Annotated in this window: 27 protein-coding genes; 14 read left to right on the plus strand and 13 right to left on the minus strand. The window is 66.2% G+C overall.

The features are described from left to right. Positions 1–2: 2 nt before the first annotated feature. Positions 3–500 carry a prolyl-tRNA synthetase associated domain-containing protein gene (locus ACTJJX_RS21170; RefSeq protein ID WP_016851746.1) on the minus strand — a complete coding sequence of 166 codons (498 nt, stop codon included), beginning with the start codon at positions 498–500 and terminating at the stop codon, positions 3–5. A 13-nt stretch (positions 501–513) separates the two neighbouring features. Next, complete coding sequence (locus tag ACTJJX_RS21175) at positions 514–876, minus strand: DUF1883 domain-containing protein (protein WP_003122824.1); 363 nt, start codon at positions 874–876, stop codon at positions 514–516. Positions 877–913: 37 nt separating this feature from the next. On the opposite strand from ACTJJX_RS21175, the gene ACTJJX_RS21180 reads away from it, so the two are divergent. The 4 genes from ACTJJX_RS21180 to ACTJJX_RS21195 all read left to right on the plus strand — a co-directional run bounded on the left by ACTJJX_RS21180 (position 914) and on the right by ACTJJX_RS21195 (position 4796). Continuing rightward, positions 914–1954 (plus strand): RNA methyltransferase, encoded by a 1041-nt coding sequence (locus ACTJJX_RS21180; RefSeq protein ID WP_003122825.1) that lies wholly within the window; start codon positions 914–916, stop codon positions 1952–1954. A gap of 64 nt (positions 1955–2018) precedes the next feature. Further along, complete coding sequence (locus tag ACTJJX_RS21185) at positions 2019–2246, plus strand: DUF2970 domain-containing protein (protein ID WP_003098182.1); 228 nt, start codon at positions 2019–2021, stop codon at positions 2244–2246. 410 nt (positions 2247–2656) lie between these two features. Continuing rightward, the gene (locus ACTJJX_RS21190) at positions 2657–4315 is read left to right on the plus strand and encodes a nitrite/sulfite reductase (RefSeq protein WP_003098180.1); all 1659 of its coding nucleotides are present in this window, start codon (positions 2657–2659) and stop codon (positions 4313–4315) included. After that, positions 4299–4796 (plus strand): DUF934 domain-containing protein, encoded by a 498-nt coding sequence (locus ACTJJX_RS21195; protein ID WP_003088003.1) that lies wholly within the window; start codon positions 4299–4301, stop codon positions 4794–4796. Before ACTJJX_RS21190 ends, ACTJJX_RS21195 begins: the two co-directional genes overlap by 17 nt. Positions 4797–4860: 64 nt before the next feature. Here the strand turns inward: ACTJJX_RS21195 and ACTJJX_RS21200 are convergent, their stop codons facing one another. Next, positions 4861–5442, minus strand: coding sequence for a TetR/AcrR family transcriptional regulator (locus tag ACTJJX_RS21200; RefSeq protein WP_003098179.1), 582 nt, complete (start codon positions 5440–5442; stop codon positions 4861–4863). A 122-nt stretch (positions 5443–5564) separates the two neighbouring features. Between ACTJJX_RS21200 and ACTJJX_RS21205 the strand changes: the two genes are divergently transcribed. Together ACTJJX_RS21205 and ACTJJX_RS21210 are read left to right on the plus strand one after the other, a co-directional pair. Further along, the gene (locus ACTJJX_RS21205; RefSeq protein ID WP_003098177.1) at positions 5565–6002 is read left to right on the plus strand and encodes a hotdog fold domain-containing protein; all 438 of its coding nucleotides are present in this window, start codon (positions 5565–5567) and stop codon (positions 6000–6002) included. Positions 6003–6096: 94 nt separating this feature from the next. Beyond that, complete coding sequence (locus tag ACTJJX_RS21210; protein ID WP_003117684.1) at positions 6097–6972, plus strand: alpha/beta hydrolase family protein; 876 nt, start codon at positions 6097–6099, stop codon at positions 6970–6972. On the opposite strand, the gene ACTJJX_RS21215 is transcribed toward ACTJJX_RS21210, so the two are convergent. Further along, positions 6959–7951 carry a YhdH/YhfP family quinone oxidoreductase gene (locus tag ACTJJX_RS21215; RefSeq protein ID WP_003087998.1) on the minus strand — a complete coding sequence of 331 codons (993 nt, stop codon included), beginning with the start codon at positions 7949–7951 and terminating at the stop codon, positions 6959–6961. The genes ACTJJX_RS21210 and ACTJJX_RS21215 overlap by 14 nt on opposite strands. Before the next feature lie 58 nt (positions 7952–8009). After that, a complete protein-coding gene (gene sohB, locus ACTJJX_RS21220) occupies positions 8010–9035 on the minus strand; it encodes a protease SohB (protein ID WP_003087997.1) in 1026 nt (341 codons plus the stop codon). 233 nt (positions 9036–9268) lie between these two features. Here sohB and ACTJJX_RS21225 point away from each other — a divergent pair, with 233 nt between their 5' ends. The 4 genes from ACTJJX_RS21225 (at position 9269) to ACTJJX_RS21240 (ending at position 12474) form a co-directional block, all read left to right on the plus strand. Further along, the gene (locus ACTJJX_RS21225) at positions 9269–9979 is read left to right on the plus strand and encodes a histidine phosphatase family protein (RefSeq protein WP_003098172.1); all 711 of its coding nucleotides are present in this window, start codon (positions 9269–9271) and stop codon (positions 9977–9979) included. A gap of 60 nt (positions 9980–10039) precedes the next feature. After that, the gene (locus ACTJJX_RS21230; protein WP_003087993.1) at positions 10040–10354 is read left to right on the plus strand and encodes an SCP2 sterol-binding domain-containing protein; all 315 of its coding nucleotides are present in this window, start codon (positions 10040–10042) and stop codon (positions 10352–10354) included. 257 nt (positions 10355–10611) lie between these two features. Then, a complete protein-coding gene (locus ACTJJX_RS21235) occupies positions 10612–11682 on the plus strand; it encodes a phosphotransferase family protein (protein ID WP_003098170.1) in 1071 nt (356 codons plus the stop codon). Between the two features lie 24 nt (positions 11683–11706). Beyond that, on the plus strand, positions 11707–12474 hold the full coding sequence (locus tag ACTJJX_RS21240) for an SDR family oxidoreductase (protein ID WP_003087987.1): 768 nt from the start codon (positions 11707–11709) through the stop codon (positions 12472–12474). Positions 12475–12634: 160 nt separating this feature from the next. On the opposite strand, the gene ACTJJX_RS21245 is transcribed toward ACTJJX_RS21240, so the two are convergent. Further along, positions 12635–13396 carry an SDR family NAD(P)-dependent oxidoreductase gene (locus ACTJJX_RS21245; protein ID WP_003113599.1) on the minus strand — a complete coding sequence of 254 codons (762 nt, stop codon included), beginning with the start codon at positions 13394–13396 and terminating at the stop codon, positions 12635–12637. A 131-nt stretch (positions 13397–13527) separates the two neighbouring features. Here ACTJJX_RS21245 and ACTJJX_RS21250 point away from each other — a divergent pair, with 131 nt between their 5' ends. Next, positions 13528–14433 carry a LysR family transcriptional regulator gene (locus ACTJJX_RS21250; RefSeq protein WP_016851747.1) on the plus strand — a complete coding sequence of 302 codons (906 nt, stop codon included), beginning with the start codon at positions 13528–13530 and terminating at the stop codon, positions 14431–14433. Here ACTJJX_RS21250 and ACTJJX_RS21255 read toward each other — a convergent pair. After that, the gene (locus ACTJJX_RS21255; protein WP_003087981.1) at positions 14430–15074 is read right to left on the minus strand and encodes a hypothetical protein; all 645 of its coding nucleotides are present in this window, start codon (positions 15072–15074) and stop codon (positions 14430–14432) included. The genes ACTJJX_RS21250 and ACTJJX_RS21255 overlap by 4 nt on opposite strands. 100 nt (positions 15075–15174) lie before the next feature. Between ACTJJX_RS21255 and ACTJJX_RS21260 the strand changes: the two genes are divergently transcribed. After that, on the plus strand, positions 15175–15954 hold the full coding sequence (locus tag ACTJJX_RS21260) for a TSUP family transporter (RefSeq protein ID WP_003113596.1): 780 nt from the start codon (positions 15175–15177) through the stop codon (positions 15952–15954). On the opposite strand, the gene nudC is transcribed toward ACTJJX_RS21260, so the two are convergent. The 3 genes from nudC to ACTJJX_RS21275 are packed head-to-tail and all read right to left on the minus strand — an operon-like array spanning position 15922 to position 19298. Beyond that, the gene (gene nudC, locus ACTJJX_RS21265; RefSeq protein WP_003113595.1) at positions 15922–16758 is read right to left on the minus strand and encodes an NAD(+) diphosphatase; all 837 of its coding nucleotides are present in this window, start codon (positions 16756–16758) and stop codon (positions 15922–15924) included. The genes ACTJJX_RS21260 and nudC overlap by 33 nt on opposite strands. Continuing rightward, on the minus strand, positions 16758–18446 hold the full coding sequence (gene fimL, locus ACTJJX_RS21270; RefSeq protein WP_003098159.1) for a type IV pilus/biofilm regulator FimL: 1689 nt from the start codon (positions 18444–18446) through the stop codon (positions 16758–16760). Before fimL ends, nudC begins: the two co-directional genes overlap by 1 nt. A gap of 39 nt (positions 18447–18485) precedes the next feature. Further along, on the minus strand, positions 18486–19298 hold the full coding sequence (locus ACTJJX_RS21275; protein ID WP_003087972.1) for a crotonase/enoyl-CoA hydratase family protein: 813 nt from the start codon (positions 19296–19298) through the stop codon (positions 18486–18488). 223 nt (positions 19299–19521) lie between these two features. Between ACTJJX_RS21275 and nhaB the strand changes: the two genes are divergently transcribed. Further along, positions 19522–21024: a sodium/proton antiporter NhaB gene (gene nhaB / locus ACTJJX_RS21280; RefSeq protein ID WP_003113594.1), complete on the plus strand. Its 1503-nt coding sequence runs from the start codon at positions 19522–19524 to the stop codon at positions 21022–21024. On the opposite strand, the gene ACTJJX_RS21285 is transcribed toward nhaB, so the two are convergent. Together ACTJJX_RS21285 and ldcA are read right to left on the minus strand one after the other, a co-directional pair. Continuing rightward, on the minus strand, positions 21008–22363 hold the full coding sequence (locus tag ACTJJX_RS21285) for an amino acid permease (RefSeq protein ID WP_003117687.1): 1356 nt from the start codon (positions 22361–22363) through the stop codon (positions 21008–21010). The two genes, nhaB and ACTJJX_RS21285, sit on opposite strands and share 17 nt — an antisense overlap. Before the next feature lie 23 nt (positions 22364–22386). Continuing rightward, positions 22387–24642: a lysine-specific pyridoxal 5'-phosphate-dependent carboxylase LdcA gene (gene ldcA / locus ACTJJX_RS21290; protein WP_003087961.1), complete on the minus strand. Its 2256-nt coding sequence runs from the start codon at positions 24640–24642 to the stop codon at positions 22387–22389. Positions 24643–24835: 193 nt separating this feature from the next. Here ldcA and ACTJJX_RS21295 point away from each other — a divergent pair, with 193 nt between their 5' ends. Next, complete coding sequence (locus tag ACTJJX_RS21295; RefSeq protein WP_003132809.1) at positions 24836–25225, plus strand: nuclear transport factor 2 family protein; 390 nt, start codon at positions 24836–24838, stop codon at positions 25223–25225. A 27-nt stretch (positions 25226–25252) separates the two neighbouring features. Here ACTJJX_RS21295 and dnaQ read toward each other — a convergent pair whose 3' ends face one another. Next, a complete protein-coding gene (gene dnaQ / locus ACTJJX_RS21300) occupies positions 25253–25993 on the minus strand; it encodes a DNA polymerase III subunit epsilon (RefSeq protein ID WP_003087958.1) in 741 nt (246 codons plus the stop codon). Between the last annotated feature and the right edge of the window lie 41 nt (positions 25994–26034).

Below are 26034 nucleotides of genomic sequence, written 5' to 3' on the forward strand. Positions count from 1 at the left end.
ACCTACGCCCGGATCAGGCGCGGTTCATGCCCCGTGTGGGCGAGGAAAGCCAGCAGGTCTGCGTAGCGGATGCACTCGGTGGCGGTATTCACCAACGGGTGGAAACCGAGCAACCGGTCCTGGCGGATGGCATCGTCGAGCAACACCTCGACCCTGTGCTGCGGATCGTTGACCAGCGCGAAAGGCGTCACGCAGCCCAGTTCGACGCCGAGGTATTCGCGCAGGCGCTCGACCGAGGCGAACGACAGGCGGCTTTCGCCGATCTGTTCGGCGATGCCCGGCAGGTCGGCCTCCTTGCGCTCGTCGAGCAGCACCAGGTAGTGGCGAGTACCCTTGCGGTTGCGCAGGAACAGGTTCTTGATGCCCTGGTCGGGCAATTCGATGCCCTGCGCGTAATATTCCTCGATGGAGGCGATCGCGGGATGCTCGACCCGCTGGCTGTCGATGGCCAGCTCGCGGAGCAACGCCAGAAGCGCCTGCTCGTCCATTTTCGCACTCATGGGACGCGCGCCCTCAGGTGAACTGCGAACCGGAACGGCGCACGAACTTGATCGACCACTTGAAGTTCGGCTTGCGCGTCACGCTGATCGGGCGCCGGGTCACGGTATCGATGGTGATGTTCCAGAACCCGGTGCTGGGCACCTTGATCTTCGCCGGGAAGCGGTCGAAGGCGCCGCCATGGTAGCTATGCCGCCCGCCATTCTTGAAACTGCGGAAATTGGCGTCGTTCATCAGGCGGATATTGCATTGCTGCGAGCACTCGATGACCACGATGTCGTCTTCGTTGAGGTGTTCGCGCTGGTGGACGAATTTCATGGAACGGTTCCGTTGCTGCGGTGGAGCGGAGCGCAACGATAGCACGTCGGCGCCGGCCATACCGCCTCATGACGGGCAATGGTAGGATGCGCGCCCCATGCGTAGCCAAGACCTCCACCAGCGCCTCGCCGATCTCGGCGCCAAGCCCCTGCATTGCGGGAGGATCGTCCGCGCCTGGCTGCAGGGCCGCGCCCTCGATGCCTGCACCGCCCGCCAGCGGGCCGAGGACTTCCTGCCGCTGGGCGTACGCCATGGTCTGCCCCAGGTAGCAGCGGAACTGGAAGGCATCGCCCGCCTGCACAGCGAGCATCCGGCGAGCGACGGCTCGTCGCGCCTGCTGGTGGAACTGGCCGACCGGCAGATGGTGGAAAGCGTGCTGCTGCCGCGCGGTGGGCTGTGCGTCTCGACCCAGGTCGGCTGCGCGGTCGGCTGCGTGTTCTGCATGACCGGCCGCAGCGGCCTGCTGCGCCAGGTCGGCAGCCTGGAGATGGTCGCCCAGGTGGTCCTGGCGCGCCGTCGGCGAGCGGTGAAGAAAGTGGTGTTCATGGGCATGGGCGAGCCGGCGCACAACCTCGACAACGTCCTCGAAGCCATCGACCTGCTCGGCACCGATGGCGGCATCGGCCACAAGAACCTGGTGTTCTCCACCGTCGGCGATCCCCGCGTGTTCGAGCGCCTGCCCCGGCAACGGGTGAAGCCCGCCCTCGCCCTGTCCCTGCACAGCACCCGCGCCGAACTGCGCCGGCAACTGTTGCCCAAGGCGCCGCCGCTGAGCCCGGAAGAACTGGTGGAAGCCGGCGAGGCCTACGCCCGCCGGGTCGACTATCCGATCCAGTACCAATGGACCCTGCTCGAAGGGATCAACGACAGCCTGGAGGAAATGGACGGCATCCTGCGCCTGCTCAAGGGCCGCTTCGCGGTGATGAACCTGATCCCCTACAACAGCATGGACGGCGACGCCTACCGGCGCCCGAGCGGGGAGCGGATCGTCGAGCTGGTGCGCTACCTGCACAGCCGCGGCGTGCTGACCAAGGTGCGCAACTCGGCCGGCCAGGACATCGACGGCGGCTGCGGGCAACTGCGCGCCAGGGCCACGCAGGGCACGGTGGAACGGCGCATCCCCGCCCGCCAGGCCTGAAGCCACCCTCCTCCCGCCAAGGGTCTAGACTCTCAGGGCAGGTATGGAAAAGGGAGGACCACCGATGGGTATCGAGACGGAAGAACCGAACCAGAAGCCGCCGACCTTCTGGCAGATGCTGCATAGCGTGATGGCTGCCGCCTTCGGCGTACAGAGCGGGCGAAACCGCGCCCGCGACTTCACCCACGGCAAGCCCGTGCACTTCATCATGCTGGGCCTGCTCTTCACCCTGGTGTTCGTGCTGTTGCTGGCCGGGATCGTGAAACTGGTGCTGAGCCTCAGCGGCCTGTGACCTCTGCGCCGCCGAGGCGGGCTTTCACTGGTGGCTGACCCAGAACACCGCGGTAGCCACCACCAGCAGGATCAGGACGAAGGCCGCGCGGGCGTCGACCACGCTGTCGCGGTTTTCCTGGGTTTTGCTCGGCTCGCTCATGACTCCCCCTGTTTCTTGTGGGTATCGGGACGAAGACATCGAAAGGCACTCTCCAGTTAAGACCAGCGCCGCCCATCGCTCAAGAAAGGCGCCGTTGCGAAGCGGTTATGCTTGCCTGGCGACTTAGTCTTTTTGGTTCTTACCATATACTCAAACATCACTTTTACGCATAAATATGAACTGGTATCGTGCGCCCACTCCGCGTGGAGCGCGTAGCCGTGCGCGCTGGTTAACGCAGTAAGCCGCATAGCCTGACAGCAGGAATATTCATGTACGTATACGACGAGTACGACCAACGGATCGTCGAGGACCGCGTCAAGCAGTTCCGCGACCAGACCCGCCGTTACCTGGCGGGTGAATTGACCGGTGAGGAGTTCCGCCCGCTGCGCCTGCAGAACGGTCTCTATATCCAGCGCTATGCCCCGATGCTGCGCATCGCCGTTCCCTATGGCCTGCTCTCCTCGCGCCAACTGCGCAAACTGGCGCAGATCGCCCGCGACTACGACAAGGGCTACGCCCACATCAGCACCCGGCAGAACGTGCAGTTCAACTGGCCGGAGCTGGAAGACGTGCCGGAAATCCTCGCCGAGCTGGCCACCGTGCAGATGCACGCGATTCAGACCAGCGGCAACTGCATCCGCAACACCACCACCGACCAGTTCGCCGGCGTCGCCCGCGACGAGCTGGTGGACCCGCGCCCCTGGTGCGAGATCATCCGCCAATGGTCGACCTTCCACCCCGAGTTCGCCCACCTGCCGCGCAAGTTCAAGATCGCGGTAAACGGCGCGGTGAGCGACCGTGCCGCCATCGAAGTGCACGACATCGGCCTGGAGGCGGTGAAGAACGAGGCCGGCGAGCTCGGCTTCCGCGTCTCGGTCGGCGGCGGCCTGGGCCGAACCCCCATCGTCGGCAGCTTCATCAATGAATTCCTGCCCTGGCAGCACCTGCTCGGCTACCTGGATGCCATCCTGCGCGTCTACAACCGCTATGGCCGGCGCGACAACAAGTACAAGGCGCGGATCAAGATCCTGGTCAAGGCGCTGACCCCGGAAGTCTTCGCCGAGCGCGTCGAGGCCGAATGGGCCAACCTCAAGGACGGACCGAGCACCCTCACCGAGGCGGAAGTCCAGCGCGTCGCCGCGCATTTCGTCGATCCGGCCTACAAGGCCCTCGACGACCTCGACGAGTCCCTCGCCCGGCTCGACGCGGAGCACCCCGGCTTCGCCCGCTGGCGCGCACGCAACACCTTCGCCCACAAGAAGCCCGGCTACGTCGCCGTGACGCTCTCGCTGAAGCCCACCGGCACCGCGCCGGGAGACGTCACCGACAAACAGCTGGAGGCCATCGCCGATCTCGCCGACCGCTACAGCTTCGGCGAGGTGCGCAACAGCCATAACCAGAACATCATTCTCGCCGACGTCGAGCAGGGCGAACTCTTCGCCCTCTGGGGCGAACTGCGCGAACTGGGCTTCGCCACCCCCAACGTCGGCCTGCTGACCGACATCATCTGCTGCCCCGGCGGCGACTTCTGCTCCCTGGCCAACGCCAAGTCGATCCCGATCGCCGAAGCCATCCAGCGCCGCTTCGACAATCTCGACTATCTATTCGACATCGGCGACATCGACCTGAACATCTCCGGTTGCATGAACGCCTGCGGCCATCACCATGTCGGCCACATCGGCATCCTCGGGGTCGACAAGAAAGGCGCGGAGTTCTACCAGGTCTCCCTCGGCGGCAGCTCGGCGCGCGACGCCAGCCTCGGGCAGATCCTCGGCCCGTCCTTCGCCCAGGAGCAGATGGCCGACGTGATCGACAAGATCATCCAGGTCTACGTGGAACGCCGGACCGAGGAAGAACCCTTCATCGACACCTTCCGCCGTATCGGTATCGACCCGTTCAAGGAGCGCGTATATGCAGCGAATCATTAAGGACCGCCAGGTGGTCGACGACCGCTGGCACTTGCTGCCCAAGGACGCGACCCTGGAAAGCGTACCCAACAGCGACGACGTGATCATCCCGCTGGCCCTGTGGCTCGAGCACGGCCCGGCCCTGCGCGGCCGCGACGGCGGCCTGGGGGTCTGGCTGGACGCGGACGAGGAGCCGGAAAGCATCGCCGGCGACCTCGACAGGTTCCAAGTGATCGCAGTGAACTTCCCCGCCTTTACCGATGGCCGCGGCTTCAGCAGCGCGCGCCTGCTGCGCGAGCGCTACGGCTACAAGGGCGAGATCCGCGCGATCGGCGACGTGCTGCGCGACCAGTTGTTCTTCATGCGCCGCTGCGGCTTCGACGCCTATGCCATCCGTGCCGACCGCAGCCCGGAAGACGCCCTGGCCAGCCTGGACGACTTCAGCGAGGTCTACCAGACCTCGGTGGAGCAGCCGCTACCGCTGTTCCGCCGCCGCGGCTGACCCCCGCCCTGACGGAAAAGCCCCGCAGCCGCGGGGCTTTTTCATTCCCGAGGTCACGGACGCCTCAGGCCGCCCGCACGCTGTCCCAGGCCACCTGCGCCAGCAGTTCGCGACAGTCGGCCAACGCCACCCGGGTTCGCCCGGCCAGCCACTGGCGGGCAAGGTCGTGGGCCGGGCCGATCACCACCGAAGCAAAGCAGTCGTCCGGCATCTCGCGGAACAGGCCCTCGGCCCGATATCCCGCCAGCGCCGCATGGATCCGTGCGAAGTGCGCCTGGTTGTCGGCCCGTAGGCGCTCGCCCAGCTCCCCCGCCTCCACCCGCCCGCGGCTGTGCAGGATGAAGCGTGCCCAGTCGGGATTCGCCACGACCCAGTCGATGTAGCTGGTGACCAGCAACCTGACCGTTTCCTCGGCGCTGCGCGCCCTGGCGAAGCCGGCTTCGAGCAACGCCGCGTACTGGCCGATCCCGGCCAGGTACAGTTCGCCATGGATGCGTTCCTTGTTGCCGAAATGGTGGTAGAGGCTACCGATGCTCGCTCCGGAACGGTCGCGGATCATCTCGATGGTGGTGGCGTCTACGCCATGCTCGCTGAAGCAGGCCAGGGCGGCCTGGAGAATCTCGTCTTTGCGGGAAGAACGGCCCATGTCGGTCCTTGTCGTTAATCGTCGAAACGCTGACTAGAATATTTTTCTAGAATAAATTTCTAACCTTCGTATACTGCCCCGGTGCGCACACATCTTCAATCCTGAAACGCCCGGAGTTTTCCATGAGTCAGATGATGCAGATGTACCAGCAGGTCGGCCCGGCCCAGTTCAGCGCCATGATCGGCCAGTTCGCACCCTATTTCGCCAGCATCGCCCCGCAGTTCGTCGAACTGCGTCCCGGCTATGCCGAAGTCACCTTCCCCAAGCGCCGCGAGGTGCTGAACCATATCGGCACGGTGCATGCCATCGCCCTGTGCAATGCCGCCGAACTGGCCGCCGGGACCATGACCGACGCCTCGATTCCCGCCGGCCATCGCTGGATTCCGCGCGGCATGACCGTCGAGTACCTGGCCAAGGCCACTGGCGACGTGCGCGCGGTGGCCGACGGCAGCCAGATCGACTGGCAAGCCACCGGCAACCTGGTGGTGCCGGTGGTCGCCTATGTCGACGACAAGCCGGTATTCCGCGCCGAGATCACCATGTACGTCAGCCAGGCCTGACCGCCAAGGCGCCCCGGCCGTGCTTTCGGCCGGCTGGAGGCGCCCTGGCGGCCAGCTCTATTCTCGAAGCCATGAGCAGACCACGGAGACCGGCATGAACCCTCCGCAACCACGCCTCATCGATAACGGCAACGGCCATCCGCTGGCCAGCCATTGGTACCGGCCTGCCGGGGAGCCGCGCGGCTATCTCCTGATCGTCCCGGCGATGGGAGTGGAACAGCGCTTCTACGCGCCCTTCGCCGCCTGGCTGGCAGAGCGCGGCTACCTGGCCATCACCTTCGACTACCTGGGCATGGGGCAATCGCGCAACGGCTCGCTGCGCGGTCTCGAGGTCGATGTGCTGGGCTGGGCCCGTCATGACTGCAGCGCCATGCTCGCCGCCGCGCTCGCCGAGAGCGGGAGCAAGCCCCTGTACTGGATCGGCCATAGCCTGGGCGGCCAGATCCTGCCCTTCGTCGAAGGGCGCGAGCGTATCGATAGGGTCTTCAGCATCGCCAGCGGCAGTGGCTACTGGAAGGAAAACAGCCCGCGGTTGCGCAACAAGGTCTGGTTGTTCTGGTACCTCGTCGCGCCCCTGCTGACGCCGCTGCTCGGCTATTTTCCCGGGCGCCGCCTGGGCATGGTCGGCGACCTGCCGCGCGGGGTGATCGAACAATGGCGACGCTGGTGCCTGCATCCGCAGTACGCCCTCGCGGATGGCGAGGCCATCCGCCGCGCCTTCTCCGCCGTACGCACGCCCATCGTGTCGCTGTCGTTCACCGACGATGAAATGATGTCCCGACGCAGCATCGAGTCGCTGCTGGGCTTCTACCGCGAAGCGCCGAAAACCGCCTGGCGCATCGCTCCCGAGGAAATCGGCGCCCGCCACATCGGCCATTTCGGCTTCTTCCGGCCGCAGTTCGCCGAATCGCTATGGGCGGGCTACCTGTTGCCTGAGCTGGGCTCCGGCAACGCCCTCAGCCGAGGTTGACCAGCACCCGGCCGACCAGCTTGCCGGCGAGGATCTGGTTGATCGCCCCCGGCAGCTCTTCGAGGGCGATCTCGCGCGCCACCTCTTCGAGGTTGTCGAGCTTCCATTGCAGCGACAGCTTGTCCCACATGGATGCCTTGACCACCAGCGGCAGCTCCACCGAGTCCACCCCGAGCAGGTTGACCCCGCGCAGGATGAACGGCAGCACCGAGGCCTTGAAGCCGGCGCCGGCGGTCAGGCCGCAGCAGGCGACGCTGCCGCCGTACTGCAACGACTTGACCACGTTGAAGAGGATGTCGCCGCCGACGGTGTCCACCGCGCCGGCCCACTGTTCCTTGAGCAACGGCTTGTCGACGCCATCGGCCACGGTGGCGCGATCGAGGATCTGCTTGGCCCCCAGGCGGTTGAGGAACTCGGCCTGCTCCAGCTTGCCGGTGGCGGCCGCCACGGTGTAGCCGAGCTTGGCCAGCAGTTCCACGGCGATACTGCCGACCCCGCCGCTGGCGCCGGTGACCAGCACCGAGCCATGGTCGGGGCGCAGGCCGCTGCGCTCCAGCTTTTCGACGCAGAGCGCCGCGGTCAGGCCGGCGGTGCCGAGGATCATCGCCTCGCGCAGGCTCAGGCCTTGCGGGCGCTTGATCACCCAGGCCGCGGGCACGCGGATGTACTGGCCGAAACCGCCGGCGGTGTTCATGCCCAGGTCGTAGCCGGTGACGATCACCTCGTCACCGGCCGCGAACTCGGCCACCGAGGACTCGGCGACCACACCGGCGGCATCGATGCCGGGGGTATGCGGGTACTTGCGGGTCACCCCGCGGTTGCCGCTGGCGGACAGCGCATCCTTGTAGTTCAGCGAGGAATACTGCACGCGGATCAGTACGTCGCCCGCCGGCAGGTCGCCGGTATCGCGCTCGACCACCTGCGTTTCGTAAACGCCGTGGGGCGCTTCCGTCACCCACAACGCCTTGAATACAGCCATTTCGACCTCCTCTCGTGAAAACCCTGAAGACAGCGTGTTCGTCCCTGTCGGCGCCGGCCTATTGCCAGAACTTCTGCTGGTTGAGCCGCCCCCACCAGGTCACCAGCACGCGGTCGATAACCACGCTGGCGGCCAGGCCGACGCGTTCCTGCAGGCTCTTGCGCTCGACGAATTGCACCTGGTAGACATCGCGCTCCCTGGCCTGCTCGGCCAGGTACTCGTCGCTGGTCTTGAGTTCGTCCACCAGCAGCTTGCCCAGTGCGGCCTGGCCCAGCCAGACCTCGCCGGTGGCGATCTCGTCCATGTTCAGTTGCGGCCGGTAGTGGGCCACGAAGTTCTTGAACAGTTCGTGGGTCACCTCCAGGTCCTCCTGGAACTTTTCCCGGCCCTTCTCGGTGTTCTCGCCGAATACCGTCAGCGTACGCTTGTATTCGCCGGCGGTAAGCACCTCGAAGTCAATATCGTGCTTCTTCAACAGCCGGTGGACGTTGGGCAACTGCGCCACCACGCCGATCGAGCCGAGGATGGCGAAGGGCGCGGAAAGGATCCGATCGCCGATGCAGGCCATCATGTAGCCGCCGCTGGCCGCCACCTTGTCGACGCACACGGTCAGCGGCACGCCGGCCTGGCGGATGCGCGCCAGTTGCGAGGCCGCCAGGCCGTAGCCATGGACCATGCCACCGCCGCTTTCCAGGCGCAGCACCACCTCGTCGTCCTTGCCCGCCATGCTCAGCACCGCAGTCACTTCGTGGCGCAGTTGCTCGGTAGCCGAGGCCTTGATGTCGCCGTCGAAATCGAGCACGTAGACCCGCGACTTCTGTTCAGGATGTTTCTTCGCCTGCTTCGCCGCCTTGCTCTCCTCCTTGCGCAAGGCCTTGAGGCTGGCCTTGTCGAGGACGCTGTGGCGGACCCGCTCGCGCAGGTCCTTGTAGAAATCGTTGAGCTTCTGCACGTCGAGGTGCCCGCCTGCGCCGCGCCGGCCGCGGCCGCGCAGGGCGACGATCACCACCAGCACCACGATGATCGCCGCCAGCACGGTCACGGTCCTGGCCAGAAAGCCCGCATATTCGGCAATGAACTCCACACAACCCCCTCTCTACTGTTGACGCACCCGTCTACGGGCGACACGATTGCGCAAGCATACCCAGGCCACCGACGGGCGGCCAGCGATGCCACTGCCTGGAGAGCCTTTGCAGGGCGCGCCCGGAGCAGCCGATAAAGGCAGCGAATGACATTCAAACAAGCGTATGTTTTTTCGTTGACAGCCCTGGGTGATCCTCATACCCTCGCGGAACTTTCACCCGCCGAGGTCCGCCCGTGGGCAGCATCTACCTGATTCGACATGGCCAGGCGTCGTTCGGTGCCGACGACTACGACGTGCTGTCGCCGACCGGCATCCGCCAGGCGGAAATCCTCGGCGACCACCTGCTGAACCTCGGCGTCCGTTTCGACCGCGTCCTCAGCGGCGGCTTGCGCCGCCAGCAGCACACCGCCCGCGCCGCCCTCGAACGCCTGGAGTCCTCCGGGCTGGCCACGCCGGAGCTGGAAGTCGATCCGGCGTTCAACGAATTCGAAGCCGACGCGGTGATCCGCGCGCACCTGCCGGACCTGCTCGATGAGCAGCCGGAAGCCTTGCACATCCTTCGCCATGCGGCCGAGCATCGGGCCGAGTTCCAGCGCCTGTTCTCCACCATCATCGCGCGCTGGGTTTCCGGCAACCATGAGAAAGATGGGCTGGAAAGCTGGCAGGAATTCCTCGATAAGGTCCATGACGGTCTTCGTCGTCTGCTGGCGCAGGCCAGCGGCAAGGACAGGGTCGCCGTGTTCACCTCCGGCGGTACCATTACCGCCCTGCTCCAGCTGATCGTCGGCGTTCCGCCGCTCAAGGCCTTCGAGCTGAACTGGCAGATCGTCAATACCTCGCTGACTCGCCTGAAATTCCGCGGCGAGGAAGTGTCCCTGGCTTCCTTCAACAGTCACGTGCACCTGGAACTGTTGAAGGCGCCGGAACTCATCACCTATCGATGAGCCGGCCTACCGCGACCGTTCCGGTCGCCGAAAAAACCCTAGAAGAAAGGAATAGAACCCATGACCACCGTTGCTGACATCGTCTCCACCATGAAAAGCAAGTTCAACGCCAGCGCGGCCGCCGGCCTGGATCTGGTGTTCCAGTTCAACATCGAAGACGGCGACAACCACTACCTGGTCGTCAAGGACGGTACCTGCGAAGTGGTACAGGGCGACGCCGAGAACCCCAACGTCACCCTGATCATGGACAGCGAAACCCTGAAGGGCATCACCAGCGGCGAGACCGACGGCATGCAGGCCTTCATGGCCGGCAAGCTGCGCGCCGAAGGCGACATGATGCTGGCGATGAAGCTGGGCGAACTGTTCCCGGTCTGACCGTTTCCGGCGCCATGCCAGAAGGAAAACCGGAGTCCCTCGCGGCTCCGGTTTTTTTTCGTCCGGCATTCCTCCAGGCCGACGATCAGGGACCGTGATGGAGCGGCAACACGCTTGCCCATAACGCCCGGCGGCGGCTTGTGAGGGCCGGGACAGGGCATTAGATTAGCCAATTATCGCCGGTCACCATCATTGCGCAGCCTGATGCGCGCACCGGCTCCCGCGGCTCCGCCGTGGCACCACGAGAAGGGAACCCCATGTCGCTGACCGACCAATCCACTCGCATCCGCGCCGGCGAAGAACTCGACGCCGCCGTCATCGACCCGTACCTGAAAGCCCATATCCCCGGCCTCGAAGGCACCCCGAAGATCAGCCAGTTCCCCGGTGGCGCGTCCAACCTGACCTACCTGATCGAGTATCCGCGCCAGGAGTTCGTCCTGCGTCGCCCGCCATTCGGCCACAAGGCCAAGTCGGCCCACGACATGGGCCGCGAATACCGCATCCTGAACCAGTTGAACGCAGGCTTCCCCTACTGCCCGAAAGCCTACCTCTACTGCACCGACGAGTCGGTGATCGGCGCCGAGTTCTACGTCATGGAACGGGTCAAGGGCATCATCCTGCGCGCCGAACTGCCGCCTGAGCTGAATCTCGACGAACAACAGACCCGCAGCCTGTGCAAGAGCTTCATCGACAAGTTCGTCGAACTGCACAACGTCGACTACGCCGCCTGCGGACTGGCCGACCTGGGCCGCCCGGACGGCTACGTGCAGCGCCAGATCGCCGGCTGGACCGACCGCTACGAGAAGGCCCTGACCCCCGACGCGCCGCTCTGGGAACCGGTCAAGGCCTGGCTCAAGGACAAGCAGCCGGCCGATCACCACAAGCCGGGCATCGTGCACAACGACTACCGCTTCGACAACGTGATCCTCGACCCGGAAAACCCGATGCAGATCATCGGCGTGCTGGACTGGGAACTGGCCACCCTCGGCGATCCGCTGATGGACCTCGGCAATACCCTCGCGTACTGGGTGGAAGCCGGCGACCCGGCTCCGGTGCAGCTGACCCGCCGCCAGCCCAGCCACCTGCCGGGCATGCTGACCCGCCGGGAGTTCGCCGACTACTACGCCGAGCGGGCCGGGATCCCACCGATCGACAACCTGGACTTCTACTACACCTATGGCCTGTTCCGTCTTGCCGGCATCGTCCAGCAGATCTACTACCGCTACTACCACGGGCAGACCCAGGACAAGCGTTTCGCCCAGTTCGTGCAGATGAACAAGCTGCTGGAGCAGATGAGCCTGCAGGCCATCGAGCGCTCCCGCCTGTAACCGACCACTACAAGGGGATAGCCCATGTCCAAGACCCACCTGTTCGACCTCGACGGCAAGATCGCCTTCGTTTCCGGCGCCAGCCGCGGCATCGGCGAGGCGATAGCCAAGCTGCTGGCCCAGCAAGGCGCCCACGTGATCGTCTCGAGCCGCAAGATCGATGGCTGCCAGGCGGTCGCCGACGCGATCACCGCGGAGGGCGGCAAGGCCACCGCGATCGCCTGCCACATCGGCGAGATGGAGCAGATCCAGAACGTCTTCGCACAGATCCGCGAGCAGTTCGGCCGCCTCGACATCCTGGTCAACAACGCCGCCACCAACCCGCAGTTCTGCAACGTACTGGAAACCGACCTCGGCGCCTTCCAGAAGACCGTCGACGTCAACATCCGCGGCTACTACTTCATGTCCATCGAGGGCGGCAAGCTGATGAAGGAACACGGCGGCGGCAGCATCATCAACGTGGCCTCGATCAATGGCGTATCGCCCGGCGAGTTCCAGGGCATCTACTCGGTGACCAAGGCCGCCGTGATCAGCATGACCAAGGTCTTCGCCAAGGAATGCGCGCAGTTCGGCATCCGCTGCAACGCCCTCCTGCCAGGGTTGACCGACACCAAGTTCGCTTCGGCGCTGGTGAAGAACGACGCGATCCGCAACCTCGCCCTGCAGCGCATCCCGCTCAAGCGCGTGGCCGAGCCGAGCGAAATGGCAGGCGCCGTGCTCTACCTGGCTAGCGAAGCGTCCAGCTACACCACCGGCGTGGCGCTGAACGTCGACGGCGGCTTCCTTTCCTGACGGAACGGCGAACGCGCGAAGAGGGAGCCAGGGCTCCCTCTTTTCATTTCAGGATTGCCAATGCCTCGCACCAGCGCGGGACAGGCGCCCCACGGCTATTCACCTGCGTTCTCGGGTAGCCGGACGAGTACCCCCATAGGCGTTACCCGCCGCTTCCACTTCAGTTGCCGACCCGCCAGCCACCGTTCACCGACACCACCGTTCCGGTGACGAACCCCGCCTCGGGCGAGGCCAGCCAGGCCACCGCCGCGGCGATGTCCTCGACCCGGCCGGTCCTGCCCAGCGGGGTCTCGCCGACGATGGCGGCGACCCGTTGCGGATCGAGGCCGCCGGGAAAGAACCGGGTGTCGGCGATGTAACCCGGCGCCACGCTGTTCACCGTGATCCCGCGCGAACCGAGTTCCCGCGCCAGGGCCACGCCGAAGCCATGCAGGCCGGCCTTGGCTGCCGCATAGCCCAGCGCACCGGGACTGCCGCTACCGGTCTGCGCAGCGATCGATCCGATATGGATGATCCGCCCGCCCTCTTCCGCGAAATGCGGCAACACCGCCAGCGACATGAGGAACGCGCTTTTCAGGTTGCCGTCCAGCAGCGCATCCCATTCCCGCTCGGCCTCAGCCAGCGGAGTGGTGGCGGCGATCTTTCGGGTGAACCCGGCGTTGTTCACCAGCACGTCGAGCCCCTGGAAGGTGTCGCCAACCCAGGCGGCCACCGCCTCGACAGCTTCGCGGCGAGAAAGATCGGCGGCCATCCAGGGCACACCGCCCAACTCGGCGGCAGCGCGTTGCAGGCGCTGGGAATCACGGGCCACCAGGGCGATCCGATAACCCTGTTGCCGAAGGCGCCGGGCGATGGCCAGGCCGATGCCCGACGAGCCGCCGGTGACCAGGGCGGTACGGGGGATTGGAGAATGAGTGTGCATGACGGGCTTCCTCTGTAATGGATGGAACGCCTCGTCTGGCCAAAGCGAGCGTACGGATGGATTTTCGACGGATCCGCCGCGATATATCCAATACTGTCTTTCTTAACTCACCATATCCGGGAGATATCGCAATGGCCGACTTACGCCAGTTCCGCCAGTTCGTCGCGGTTGCCGAGGAGCTGAGCTTCCGCCGCGCCGCTGAGCGCCTGCACATGGCCCAGCCACCGCTGACCACTGCGATCCGGCGGCTGGAAGAAGAAGTCGGCGCCAGCCTGCTGGAGCGTGACAACCGTATCCACCGCCTGACGCCGGCAGGCCGCGCGTTCCTCGACGAAGCCCGGCGCACCCTGGCCCAGGCCGAACGCACCCTGGCGGCCGCGCGCAGCGCCGCCAGCGGACGCAGAACGTTGCGCCTGGCGTTCGTCGACAGCACCATCAATATTCTGCTACCGCGCATACTCCAGGCGTTCCGCCAACAGCATGGCGCGCTGGACTTCCAGCTCCAGGAAGACACCACCGCAGGGCAACTGGAGGCGTTGCGCGAAGACCGCATCGATGCCGGCCTGATCGTTCTGCCGGTCGACTGCCAGCCCGGCCTGTACACACATCTACTGGTGGACGGCGACATGCGCGTGGCATTGCCCGAAGGGCATCGGCTGGCACGCCATGCGCGCCTGCGCCTGGAACAACTGGCCGGAGAACCCTGGCTGCTGTTTCCACGGCACTATGGGCCGGGCATGCACGACCTGATCGTCGCCGCCTGCGCGGCAGCCGGCTTCGTCCCGGAGGTGGTGCAGGAGGCACGGCAGATGCAGACCATCGCCGGGCTGGTGGCCGGCGGCATCGGCGTCGCGCTAGTGCCTTCGCTGCTACAACCGTTGCGCCCGCCGGGGGTCACCTTTCGTCCCCTGCAAGGGCGGCGGGCGCGAATTCCCTATCGGCTGGCGCTGGCCTACCGCACGCCGTCGGAACTCATCGAACGCTTTCGCGAAACCGCCCAGGCGATCGCCGCCGCCCCGGCTTTTCGCATGGCCTAGCGCCAGTCCCTGAGCGCCTCCTCGGCCGCCAGGTTCATCGGCTCGGCAAGCAGCCCGGCGACGCCGTAGTTCACCGCGAACACCGCCTTGTCCGCCATCGGCAGGAAAGTCACCCGCCCCGCCAGCGGCTCGAACAGGAACAGGTCGTGCTCGCCGGCCCGCAGCCAGCGCCAGAGATCGACCCCCAGCGGACTCTGCGACAAGCCCAGGCGGCGGCCCCGGGACTGCTGCTCGAGGGCCAGGAAGCGGCCGCTGAGCGCGTCGAGGCGATAGCCCGGCGCCAGACCGATCAACGCGGCCAGCCCCTTCCAGCGGAAAATCCGCGCGTCCAGTTGCCAGAGTTCGCCGTCCAGCACCACGCTGCGCTCGTTGGCGCCCTCCTGGATCAGCACCCGGTAGCGCTGCGGCCCTTCGGCCTGGAAGCTCAGGGTGGCCATCGGCTGCTCGGGCTTGAGCAGCGAATAGCTGCGCAGGTCCCAGGCGAGCACCAGCAGCAGCGCCGCCACGGCGACGAAGGCCAAGCCGCAGGTGCCGCGCAGCCAGCCGAGGAACCAGGTGCGTTCGAAGAGGATGCGCACCGCGACCAGGGCGGCCAGCAAGGCCAGTAACGCGAATGCCCAGGCCAGACCGTCGTACTGCATGCAAGCGATTCCTTCTGCGTGAAATTGCGGGCATTATGCGCACCCCTCCTCCCGACGGCCAGCGAGGCCGTTTCCCGATTGGAAGCAGGTCCGGTTTTTCATGCCCTTCGAACTCGCGATAGACCCCAGCACCCTGATCATCCTGGCCGTGGTGGCCTTTCTCGCCGGCTTCATCGACGCCATCGCCGGCGGCGGCGGCCTGTTGACCATCCCTGCGCTGCTCACCGCCGGGGTCCCGCCGCACCTGGCGCTGGGTACCAACAAGCTGAGCTCGACCTTCGGTGCGGCGACCGCCAGCTACACCTTCTACCGGCGCAAGCTGTTCCATCCCGGGAAATGGCGCAACGGTCTGCTCGCCACCGCGATCGGCGCCGCCATAGGCGCCTGGGCGGCTCACCTGCTGCCCGCCGAGTGGCTGAACCGGATGCTCCCGGTGGTGGTATTCACCTGCGGCCTCTACATGCTCTTCGGCGGCACGCCGAAGGCGCCGCTGGACGCCGATGCGCCGCTCGGACGCAAGCGCCAGTGGCCGCAGGGCCTCGCCCTGGGCTTCTACGACGGCGTGGCGGGACCGGGCACCGGAGCGTTCTGGACCGTCAGCTCGCTGCTCATGTACCCGCTGGACCTGGTCCGCGCCAGCGGTGTGGCGCGGAGCATGAACTTCGTCAGCAACATAGTGGCGCTGGCGGTGTTCATCGCCTCCGGCCAGGTGATCTGGTTGCTCGGCCTGTGCATGGGTGCGTCGCTGATGGTCGGCGCCTATTTCGGCGCGCGCACTGCCATCGGCGGCGGGGCGAAGTTCATTCGCCCGGTGTTCATCCTGGTGGTCCTGGCGCTGACCGCGCGGCTAGCCTGGCAGCACTGGTTCAGCGGCGCCTGAGCGGCGCGCCAGGTACAGGTCGATCAGGTGCCGGGCGATCGAGCGCTGCGCCGGTAGCGGCGGCAAGGCATCGAGGGAGAACCACTGGGCGTCCTCGATCTCGTCTTCCTGCGGGACGATCTCGCCGGACACGTACTCGGCGTGGAAACCGAGCATCAGCGAATGCGGGAACGGCCAGTTCTGGCTGCCGATGTATTCGAGATTGGCGACCTCCACCCCGACCTCTTCGCGCACCTCGCGGACCACGCACTGCTCCACCGACTCGCCGGCCTCGACGAAGCCGGCCAGGGTACTGTAGACCCCCGGCACGAAGCGCGGCGAACGCGCCAGCAACACCTCGTCGCCCCGGGTCACCAGGACGATCATGCTCGGCGACAGGCGCGGGTACTGGTGCAGCCCGCACTGCGGACACTGCATCACCCGCTCGTGGTCCTGCGCCTGCATGCGTGTGCCGCAATTGCCGCAGAACCGGTTGTGACGTGCCCAGATGCCGATCTGGCTGGCATAGCCGAGCATGCAGAACTGATCGAAATCGCCGTGCAGCATGAACTGCCGCAACGGCGCCCAGGCCATGCCCGGCAGCTCGATCGGCTCGTCCAGTTCCAGCACGTAGACCGGCTCGCCCTGCCAATGGCCGACCCCATGTTCGGCGAGCAGCGGGAGTTCCTGGCGCTTCAGCCATTCGCGGGGGAACAGCAGGCCGTTGTCGTCCTGGAGGAAGCGCTGCTGACAGTGCGCGAGCACCCAGCCGCCGACCTGGGCGGTAGCCGGCCGACCTGCCTGCCAGCGGAACTCGCCGGCCATCAGGCGGCCACCGGCAGTCCGAGCGCCTTGACGCTGGCGCTGGCCAGGTCGAGGACGTCCGGCTGGCCCTGCGGACGCAGCACGGCACCGCCCTCGAGATAGTATTCGAGACTGGTCAGGGCGTCGGCGAGGGTTTCCAGCATCTGTTCCGAAGGCATCTGCGCGGTCTCGATCATGCGCTGCTGGATGTAGTCGGCGCAGCCGCCGACCAGCAGCGCGGCGCGCTCCTGACCGAGGAACCAGAGACCGCCCCGGACCGCCTGCAGGCTGGCCGGGACGTTGGCCAGGTTGAGCTTGTCGCCATTGGATTCCAGGTACGCGGTGATCGCACGCTTGGCCAGGGCCAGGCCGGCCTTGGCCTCCTCGATCACCACGATGCGCGCCTCGGCCAACTGGTGCACGGCGAACGCATCGGCTTCCTGCCCGGGCTCCGCCGGAGTCGGCCGGATGATGCGGCGCTCGCCGCGCTCGAGGTTGCCGACCATGCTTTCCACGTAGAGCACCGCATCGGCCAGGCGCAGCAACGCCGGCGGCGAATCGGCGACGCCGCTGGCAGCCCAGGCGGCCACGGTGGGTAGCTGGGTCTGCAGGGCGGTGCCGGCCGAGTTCAGGCCGACCATGCCGAGGGTCTTGCTCAGCTTGCCCAGTTGCGCATGCAGGTTGGTCAGGCTATCCGGCTGGGCCACGCCGCGCTCGATCAGGTCGAGCATGTCCTTGACCCCGGCGAGTTCCTCGCGGATCGCCGTGGACAGCGAACGCATCACCGACTGGCCGGGGCCGGACAGGCGCTGCGATTCCTCTTCCAGCAGGTGGTCGGTGAACGGCAGCGGCGCCAGCCCATGCAGTTCGCGGACCTCGCGCGAACGCGGGCCCTGGCCGTCGGACAGCGCCACCAGGTAAAGCAGTTCCTTGAGCAGATGGCGCGGCGCCTCGTAGGCCGGGCCGATCAGCAATTGCTTGAGCTCGCGGTCGATGCGCGAGAACAGTTGCTTGCGCGACTTGCGCGGCAACAGTTGGCCATCGACGATCGACTCGATCGCCGCGGCGCCGATCCAGCACAGCCGCGAACGGGCCACCCCGCCGTGCAGGCTGTCGAGGCGCGCCAGCGCGCGGCCCATCAGCTTGAGGCTGGGATAGAGGTTCTGTTCGCGGATCAGGCCGAGCAGGCCGATCTGGTACATGTGGCGCATCCGCCGGCTTTCCTCGCCCAGTTCGGCTTCGGAAGGCAGGTGGTCGATGGCAGTGCTCGGCGGCCGCGGGATATCCAGGCGGGCGCTGAAGAAGAAGCTTTCCGGCAGCGCCGGCTGCCCTGCGGCACAGCGCACTTCGTTGATCGCCGGCAAGAGCAGCTCGGGGATCTCCTGGCGATTGGCCTCGACGTTCTCCAGGTAGCGGCGCAGCACGTACAGGGCGTTGCCCAGGGCTGCCAGCTGGCCGTCGCGCTCCTCGCTGACGCCGGTGGGAATGTCGGTCGCCAGCTGCAGGGCTTCCTGGGCCAGCAGCTCGGCGCCGGCCAGCTCGATCAGGTTGAGGGTGCCGCGGATCTGTTGCAGGCATTCGACGGCGTGCTGCAGCAGGCTGCCGTTCTGCCGCTCGGCAATGAACTGCTCAAGACCCTGTTCGGCCTGTTCCATGGTGGCGAACAACTCGTCGCGCACCAGACTGAGGGACGTGGCTCCTGTGACCATCGGTCTAGTGCGCCTCCCGCGCAAGAATATACAACGGCATCAATCAGCGAATTCCGGCTTCTGCTTGGCCATATGCGCGGCCATCGCCACCCGCAGGTCGGCGGACTGGAGCATGGCGGCGTTCCAGGTAGCGACGTACTCGAGGCCGTCGTCGACCCGGTGGTCGCGCATATAGCGGATCATTTCCTTGGTACCACGGATGGCGATCGGCGACTTCGCGGCGATCTGCCGCGCCAGTTCGAAGACCCCATCCATCAATGCGGCCTGGTCCGCGTAGGTACGATTGACCAGGCCGATGCTCCGTGCCTCTTCGCCGTCGACCATGCGCCCGGTGTAGGCCAGCTCGCGCATCATGCCATCGCCGATGATCCGCGGCAGGCGCTGCAGGGTGCCGACGTCGGCGGCCATGCCGATGTCGATCTCCTTGATCGAGAACTGCGCGTCGGCGGTCGAGTAGCGCATGTCGCAGGCCGAGACCAGGTCGATGGCGCCGCCCAGGCAGTAGCCCTGGATCGCCGCGAGCACCGGCTTGCGGCAGTTGTCGACCGCGTTGAACGAGGCCTGCAGCTCGAGAATCTTGCGACGCAGGGCGTCGGCGTTGCGGCCGACGTCCTTGCCCAGTTGGCTGCCGACCTGGGCCAGCAGCATCAGGTCGATCCCCGAGGAAAAATGCTTGCCCGCCCCGGACAGCACGACCACCCGCACTTCGTCGGTATCGTCGACCCAGCGGAAGATCTCGATGATCTCGCGCCAGAAGTCCTGGTTCATGGCATTGATCTTGTCCGGACGGTTGATCTGGACGTGGGCGATCTTGTCTGCCAGCTCCACACGGAATGCGTTGTACTCGGTCACGGCGATAGTCCTCGGCAGAGCAACTGCGCTGTCAGAACGCAGAGATTTTTGTTGTGCGGAAAATCCCGCAACTATAACAAGGGCGAGCCAAATGTCGATGCTGCACTATGTGATGCACGGCACGCCCATTGATACCGCAATCTCTTCGATGATTGCGCTAAACGCTTGATCCAACGAAAGTCCTGCTGGCATTTTCAGTCTTTTCCTTGCCGTGGAGTCCATCGTGAGCAGTCCCCTGAGCCAGGCTTTCGCACAGAACTTCCTCGGGCATTCGCCGCGCTGGTACAAGCTGACGGTGCTCGCCTTCCTCTTGCTCAACCCCCTGCTGCTATGGCTGGCCGGGCCGGTGACAAGCGCCTGGGTGCTGGTCGGCGAGTTCATCTTCACCCTGGCCATGGCGCTGAAATGCTATCCGCTACAGCCGGGTGGCCTGTTGGTGCTGGAGGCGCTGCTGCTTGGCCTGGCTACCCCCGAGGCGCTCTATGCGGAATTGCAGCACAACTTCCCGGTGCTCCTGCTGCTGATGTTCATGGTCGCCGGCATCTACTTCATGAAGGACCTGCTGCTCCTGCTGTTTTCCCGCCTGCTGCTCGGCGTGCGCTCGAAGACCCTGCTATCGCTCCTGTTCTGCCTGCTGGCCGCCCTCCTCTCGGCCTTCCTCGACGCCCTCACCGTGACCGCCGTGGTGATCAGCGTGGCGGTGGCATTCTTCGCCGTGTATCACCGGGTCGCTTCGGGGCAGCGCGCCAGCGAGGACTACGATCCCGCCACCGACCGCCAGGTCCCCGAGCTGCACCGGGCCCATCTCGAGGAATTCCGCGCCTTCCTCCGCAGCCTGCTCATGCACGCGGCGGTCGGCACCGCGCTGGGCGGCGTCTGCACCCTGGTGGGAGAGCCGCAGAACCTGCTGATCGGCCACGAGGCCGGCTGGCATTTCGTCGAGTTCTTCCGCCAGGTCGCGCCGGTATCCATGCCGGTACTGGCGGCCGGCCTGCTGACCTGCGTGCTGCTGGAGAAGAGCCGCCGCTTCGGCTATGGCGCCCAGTTGCCGGCGGCGGTGCGCCAGGTGCTCGCCGAGTACGCCGCCAGCGAAAGCCGCAAACGCGGAGCGCAGCAGAAGGCCGCGCTGCTGGTGCAGGCCCTGGCGGCGCTGGTACTGATCGTCGGGCTGGCCCTGCATGTCGCCGAGGTCGGCCTGATCGGCCTGTTGGTGATCGTGCTGATCACTGCCTTCACCGGCGTCACCGACGAACACCAGATCGGCCGCGCCTTCCAGGAGGCCCTGCCGTTCACTGCGCTGCTGGTGGTGTTCTTCGCGGTGGTCGCGGTGATCCACCAGCAGCACCTGTTCACCCCGATCATCCAGGCGGTGCTGGCGCTGCCGGCGGAACGCCAGCCGGGCATGCTGTTCATCGCCAACGGCCTGCTCTCGGCGATCAGCGACAACGTATTCGTCGCCACCATCTACATCACCGAGGTGAAACAGGCGCTGGATGCCGGCCACATGAGCCGCGAGCATTTCGATACCCTGGCGGTGGCGATCAATACCGGCACCAACCTGCCCAGCGTAGCGACGCCCAACGGCCAGGCGGCGTTCCTCTTCCTGCTGACCTCCTCCATCGCCCCGCTGGTGCGCCTGTCGTACGGCCGCATGGTCTGGATGGCGCTACCCTACACCCTGGTGATGGGCGGCCTGGGCTGGTGGGCGGTCAGTCATTGGCTTTGAGCGTCGGCACTCCGTTGACCTGGTTGCGCCATTGCCGCCAGGTGTACATTGGGATACCGGCCATCAGCACCAGGAAGCCCCAGAAGATCGCCTGCTGGCCGGTGCCATACAGCGCCCATAGCGAGTAGGCGAAGCCCAGCGAGCCGATCACCAGCAATTGCCGGCGTGAACGCGGCGAGAACTCGTCCGGTCGCACCGCCAGCAGTTGCAACAGCGCGGCGGTGCAGAACGCGTAGGGGACCACCCCGGTCATGGTGCCGAGCAGGATGATCACGTTGAACACATCGACCAGGTCGCCATGCCCGTCGACCATCACCAGCGCCGTCACCAGCAGCCCCGAGGCCAGCAGGCCGTGGGCCGGCGCGCCGTTCTTGTTGAGCTGGCCGAGCGACTCCGGGAACAGCCCGTCGCGCGCCGGAGCCACCGGGATCTGGCCCTGCAACAGGACCCAGCCATTGAGCGCGCCCAGGCAGGCGATGACCGCCCCGGCAGCCACCAGGTAGTAGCCCCAGTCGCCCATCAGGATCCGCGCCGCGTCGGCGAACGGCGAGGTGGAGCGGGCCAGCACCTCCGGCGGCATCAGGCCCTGCACCGCAGTGATCGAGAGGATGTAGAGGGCCGCCGCGGCCAGCGTGCCGAACAGGGTCGCACGGGGAATGGTGCGGCGCGGATCCTCGACGTCGTCGGCCGGCACGGTGGCCGACTCCAGGCCGATGAACGACCACAGGGTCAGCGCCGCGGTGGTGGCGATCGCCTGGGCATAGCCCATGTTCGGCAGCTCGCTGCGCGCCGGGATCGCCAGGTGCTCGGGATTGAAGTGGAACCAGCCGAGGATACCGACCAGCAACAACGGCAGCAGCTTGAGGATGGTCAGCAGGTTCTGCACCACGCTGAAGGTGCCGATGCCTCGCAGGTTGATCAGGGTGCACAGCCAGATCGCGGCGATGGCCACGCTGACCATCAGCAGCGGATCCGCCAGCGCCGGGATGAATACCCGCAGGTAGCCGACCAGGGTCACGGCGATCGCCGCGTTGCCGATCCAGGCGGCTTTCCAGTAGGTCCAGGCGCACAGGTAGCCGGCGAAGCTGCCGAAACCGTCGCGGGTATAGGCGTAGGGGCCGCCGGCGCCGGGGTTGACCCGCGCCAGGCGGGCGAAGGTCAGCGCCAGCAGCACCGCGCCGGTGCTCGACACCAGCCAGCCGAACAGGCTGAGCCCGCCGAACGCCGCCAGGCTGGAGGGAAGCAGGAAGACTCCCGAACCGACCATGTTGCCGATCACCAGCGCGCTGCAGGTCCAGAACCCCATGCCGCGCTTGCCGGCCTTCTCTCCCCCCGCCATCGACACCCCTTAGCCTGTCGGCTTCATTCCTTTATGCATTCAACGGTATAGCAGCGCCCGGACGGTCCGTCCTGATGCTGCAGGCCATGCACATCGGAGTCGAAACCAGGGAAGGCGCGCTCGAAGGTCCGCGCGAACTCGAGATAGTCGAGGATCGAGCGGGTCGCCTCGGTGAAGCGCTCACCCGGCATGATCAGCGGGATACCCGGCGGATAGGGTACCAGCATGACGGCCGCGATGCGCCCTTCCAACCGAGCGATCGGTACCGCCTCGACCTCGCCGCGCACCAGCTTGTCGTAGGCCTCGGACGGCCGCATCGCGACCTCCGGCAGCACCGTGTACATGCGCTTCATGGCCTTCGCCGTGGCGTTGTCGCGGTAGCTGGCGTGCATGGCGTCGCTGAGGTCGCGCAGGCCCACTCCGTTGTAGCGCTTGCCGCCGGCCTGGGCCACGGAGGGCAAGACGTCGAGCAGCGGCAGGTTGGCGTCGTAACAGCGCTTGAATTCGAGCAGTTCGGTGACCAGGGTGCTCCACTTGCCCTTGGTGATGCCCATCGAGAACAGCACCAGGAAGGAGTAGAGACCGGTTTTCTCCACCACCAGCCCGCGCTCCCAGAGGAAGCGGCTGACGATGGCAGCCGGAATCCCCTGCTCGCTGAGCTTGCCGCCGGCGCTCAAGCCCGGGGTGGTCAGGGTGACCTTGATCGGATCGAGCAGCACGTAGTCTTCGGCGATATCGCCGAAGCCGTGCCAGTCGGCGCTCGGCTCCAGCACCCAATCATGGGTGCCGACCTGATCGGTGCCCTCCACCTGCTCCGGCTGCCAGACGCCGAACCACCAGTCGTTCCGGTCCAGGTTCTGCCGTACGTTGGCCAGGGCCCGGCGGAAGCTGAGGGCCTCGTCGAAGGTCTCCTGGATCAGCGAACGCCCGGCGGGCCCTTCCATCATCGCCGAAGCCACGTCCAGCGAAGCGATGATGCCGTACTGCGGCGAGGTCGAGATGTGCATCATGAAGGCTTCGTTGAAGCGCGCCACGTCCAGCTTCCGGGTCCCGCCATCCTGCACGTGGATCATCGAGGCCTGGCTGAAGGCGGCGAGCATCTTGTGCGTGGAGTGGGTGGCGAACACCAGGGGTCCCTCCTCGCTGCGCGAGGTGCCCATGCCATAGCGTCCGTCGTAGAACTCGTGGAACGCGGCATAGGCGTACCAAGCCTCGTCGAAGTGCAACACCTCGACGCTGTCGCCGAGGGTCTGCTTGATCAGCTCGGCGTTGTAGCACAGGCCGTCGTAGGTGGAGTTGGTCACCACCGCCAGCTTCACCTTCGGCTCGCGGCCGCGCGCCAGTGGGCTGGCGGCGATCTTCGCGGCGATCGACTCCTTGCTGAATTCGCTCAGAGGGATCGGCCCGATGATCCCCAGTTCGTTGCGTTCCGGAGTCAGGTAGAGCGGTATCGCCCCGGTCATGATGATCGAGTGGAGGATCGACTTGTGGCAGTTGCGGTCCACCAGCACCAGGTCTTCGCGACCGACCATGGAGTGCCAGACGATCTTGTTCGCGGTGGAAGTGCCATTGATCACGAAGAAGGTATGGTCGGCGCCGAAATTGCGCGCGGCACGGTCCTCGGCCTCGGCCAGGGGGCCGGTATGGTCGAGCAGCGATCCCAGCTCGGGGACCGAGACCGACAGGTCGGAACGCAGCGTGTTCTCCCCGAAGAACTGGTGGAACGCCTGTCCCACCGGACTCTTGCGATAGGCGACACCGCCGCCGTGGCCCGGCGTATGCCAGGAATAGTTGGACTGCGCGGTGTGCTCGACCAGCGCACGGAAGAATGGCGGCAGCAGCCCGGCCAGGTAGTTGCGCGCCGCCCGGGCGACCTGGCGGGCGAGGAACGGCACGGTGTCTTCGAACAGGTAGAGGATGCCGCGCAACTGGTGCAGGTCGGCCATGGACTCGGCCGGCGCGTTCTCGATGGTCACCTGCTCGCCGAGGGCGAAGATCGGCAATTGCGGCGCCCGCACGCGGGCCACGCGGATCAGTTCGACCACATCCTGCAGCAGGCGCTGGTTTTCCCCGGCACCTTCGGCGGCGACCAGAATGCAGGCCAGGCCGTGGTGGGTGGAAGCGACGATGCGCCCCTCGGCGGAGCTGGCGGTGGAGAGAATGCTGAAGCCGTCCTGCTCCAGTTCGTGGGCGATGCCCCGCACGCGTTCGCCGGCAACGGTGTCGGCCTTGATGTCGCGATGGACGATGAGGACGGGAAATTTGAGGTCTTTATACATTGTTGATCCCGAGCAGCAGGCGGGCGAACCCCGCCGGTCGGCTCAGGGTAGAGACTTGCCGGCACGCGCGTAACCCCCGGCGGCTTGCCCTTGTAAGAAAAGGTCGCGGCAACACAAGTCGGCGCGCCGCGCTTGCCTCCTCTCCCGCCAGCGAGGAGCATGGACCTCTCTGCCCTGCTACGGAGCGACAACGATGCGCAGCGCTTATCGGATCGTCAGCGATCACTATGCGGCCTCTAGCCGTGGGGACCTCGCCGGAATGCTGGCGGACATGGACGAACGCACCGAATGGACGGAAATGGCCGGTTTCCCGCTGGCCGGCACCTATGTCGGCGCGGCCGCCATCGGCGCCGGTGTGTTCCAGGCCTTGCAGCGGGACTGGGAGGGCTTCAGGGTCGAGATCGAGCGCCTGATCGACGGCGGCGACAGCGTGGTCGCCGTCGGTCGATATGCAGCGACCCACCGTCGCAGCGGCAAGTCGTTCGAAGCGCGCGTGGCACACGTATGGACGGTGGAGGACGGCAGGATCCGCCGTTTCGAGCAGTTCTGCGACACCTTGCTGGTGGAGCGGGCGACGCGCTGAACGCGGCGCCCGTGGTGCATGGGCAGGCTATTCGCCGACCGGCGCTTCCAGTTGCGCCCAGAGCGACGGACCACCTGCCGACTTCTCGATCACCGCCAGCCGCGCCGCATGCGCAGCCAGCTCTTCGGCGTTGGCGCGCAGCACCGGGGTGGCGACCCGCGCCGGATCGAGCCGACGGATCGGGCTGACCATCGGCCGGCCGCTGCCGTCGCCTTCCGCGCCGCTGCCGGCCAGCGACAGGCTGGTCTGGCCGCCGGTCATCGCCAGGTAGACGTCGGCGAGGATCTCGGCGTCGAGCAACGCGCCGTGCAGGTCGCGGCCGGAGTTGTCCACGCCGTAGCGCTTGCACAACGCATCGAGGTTGTTGCGCTGGCCCGGATGGCGCTCGCGGGCCATCAGCAGGGTATCCAGCACCGAGCAGTACTCGGTCACGTCCGAGCGGTCCTGCTGGCCCAGCAGGGCGAACTCGTTGTTGATGAAGCCGATATCGAACGCCGCGTTGTGGATGATCAGCTGGGCGCCGCGGATGAATTCGAAGAAATCGTTGGCGACCTCGCGGAAGCGCGGCTTGTCCTTCAGGTATTCGTTGGTGATGCCGTGGACGGCGATCGCCCCTTCGTCAACCTCGCGATCGGGTTGCAGGTAGACGTGGAAGTGGCGACCGGTCAGGCGGCGCCCCTCCAGCTCGACACAGCCGATCTCGATGATCCGGTGACCATCGGTCACCGGCATGCCGGTGGTTTCGGTATCCAGTACGACGCTACGCATCTATAGAGCCTTTCTCTGTTTCGCTGCAGCCGCGGCTGCTG

The sequence above is a fragment of the Pseudomonas sp. 22490 genome (assembly GCF_052044465.1).
GTDB classification, from domain to species: Bacteria; Pseudomonadota; Gammaproteobacteria; order Pseudomonadales; family Pseudomonadaceae; genus Pseudomonas; species Pseudomonas aeruginosa.

Excerpts from the sequence above, each read along its gene's own strand:
- ACTJJX_RS21170 (WP_016851746.1), bottom strand. The coding sequence starts at position 500 with ATGAGTGCGAAAATGGACGAGCAGGCGCTTCTGGCGTTGCTCCGCGAG.
- ACTJJX_RS21175 (WP_003122824.1), bottom strand. The coding sequence starts at position 876 with ATGGCCGGCGCCGACGTGCTATCGTTGCGCTCCGCTCCACCGCAGCAA.
- ACTJJX_RS21180 (WP_003122825.1), top strand. The coding sequence starts at position 914 with ATGCGTAGCCAAGACCTCCACCAGCGCCTCGCCGATCTCGGCGCCAAG.
- ACTJJX_RS21185 (WP_003098182.1), top strand. The coding sequence starts at position 2,019 with ATGGGTATCGAGACGGAAGAACCGAACCAGAAGCCGCCGACCTTCTGG.
- ACTJJX_RS21190 (WP_003098180.1), top strand. The coding sequence starts at position 2,657 with ATGTACGTATACGACGAGTACGACCAACGGATCGTCGAGGACCGCGTC.
- ACTJJX_RS21195 (WP_003088003.1), top strand. The coding sequence starts at position 4,299 with ATGCAGCGAATCATTAAGGACCGCCAGGTGGTCGACGACCGCTGGCAC.
- ACTJJX_RS21200 (WP_003098179.1), bottom strand. The coding sequence starts at position 5,442 with ATGGGCCGTTCTTCCCGCAAAGACGAGATTCTCCAGGCCGCCCTGGCC.
- ACTJJX_RS21205 (WP_003098177.1), top strand. The coding sequence starts at position 5,565 with ATGAGTCAGATGATGCAGATGTACCAGCAGGTCGGCCCGGCCCAGTTC.
- ACTJJX_RS21210 (WP_003117684.1), top strand. The coding sequence starts at position 6,097 with ATGAACCCTCCGCAACCACGCCTCATCGATAACGGCAACGGCCATCCG.
- ACTJJX_RS21215 (WP_003087998.1), bottom strand. The coding sequence starts at position 7,951 with ATGGCTGTATTCAAGGCGTTGTGGGTGACGGAAGCGCCCCACGGCGTT.
- ACTJJX_RS21230 (WP_003087993.1), top strand. The coding sequence starts at position 10,040 with ATGACCACCGTTGCTGACATCGTCTCCACCATGAAAAGCAAGTTCAAC.
- ACTJJX_RS21235 (WP_003098170.1), top strand. The coding sequence starts at position 10,612 with ATGTCGCTGACCGACCAATCCACTCGCATCCGCGCCGGCGAAGAACTC.
- ACTJJX_RS21240 (WP_003087987.1), top strand. The coding sequence starts at position 11,707 with ATGTCCAAGACCCACCTGTTCGACCTCGACGGCAAGATCGCCTTCGTT.
- ACTJJX_RS21245 (WP_003113599.1), bottom strand. The coding sequence starts at position 13,396 with ATGCACACTCATTCTCCAATCCCCCGTACCGCCCTGGTCACCGGCGGC.
- ACTJJX_RS21250 (WP_016851747.1), top strand. The coding sequence starts at position 13,528 with ATGGCCGACTTACGCCAGTTCCGCCAGTTCGTCGCGGTTGCCGAGGAG.
- ACTJJX_RS21255 (WP_003087981.1), bottom strand. The coding sequence starts at position 15,074 with ATGCAGTACGACGGTCTGGCCTGGGCATTCGCGTTACTGGCCTTGCTG.
- ACTJJX_RS21260 (WP_003113596.1), top strand. The coding sequence starts at position 15,175 with ATGCCCTTCGAACTCGCGATAGACCCCAGCACCCTGATCATCCTGGCC.
- nudC (WP_003113595.1), bottom strand. The coding sequence starts at position 16,758 with ATGGCCGGCGAGTTCCGCTGGCAGGCAGGTCGGCCGGCTACCGCCCAG.
- fimL (WP_003098159.1), bottom strand. The coding sequence starts at position 18,446 with ATGGTCACAGGAGCCACGTCCCTCAGTCTGGTGCGCGACGAGTTGTTC.
- ACTJJX_RS21285 (WP_003117687.1), bottom strand. The coding sequence starts at position 22,363 with ATGGCGGGGGGAGAGAAGGCCGGCAAGCGCGGCATGGGGTTCTGGACC.
- ldcA (WP_003087961.1), bottom strand. The coding sequence starts at position 24,642 with ATGTATAAAGACCTCAAATTTCCCGTCCTCATCGTCCATCGCGACATC.
- ACTJJX_RS21295 (WP_003132809.1), top strand. The coding sequence starts at position 24,836 with ATGCGCAGCGCTTATCGGATCGTCAGCGATCACTATGCGGCCTCTAGC.
- dnaQ (WP_003087958.1), bottom strand. The coding sequence starts at position 25,993 with ATGCGTAGCGTCGTACTGGATACCGAAACCACCGGCATGCCGGTGACC.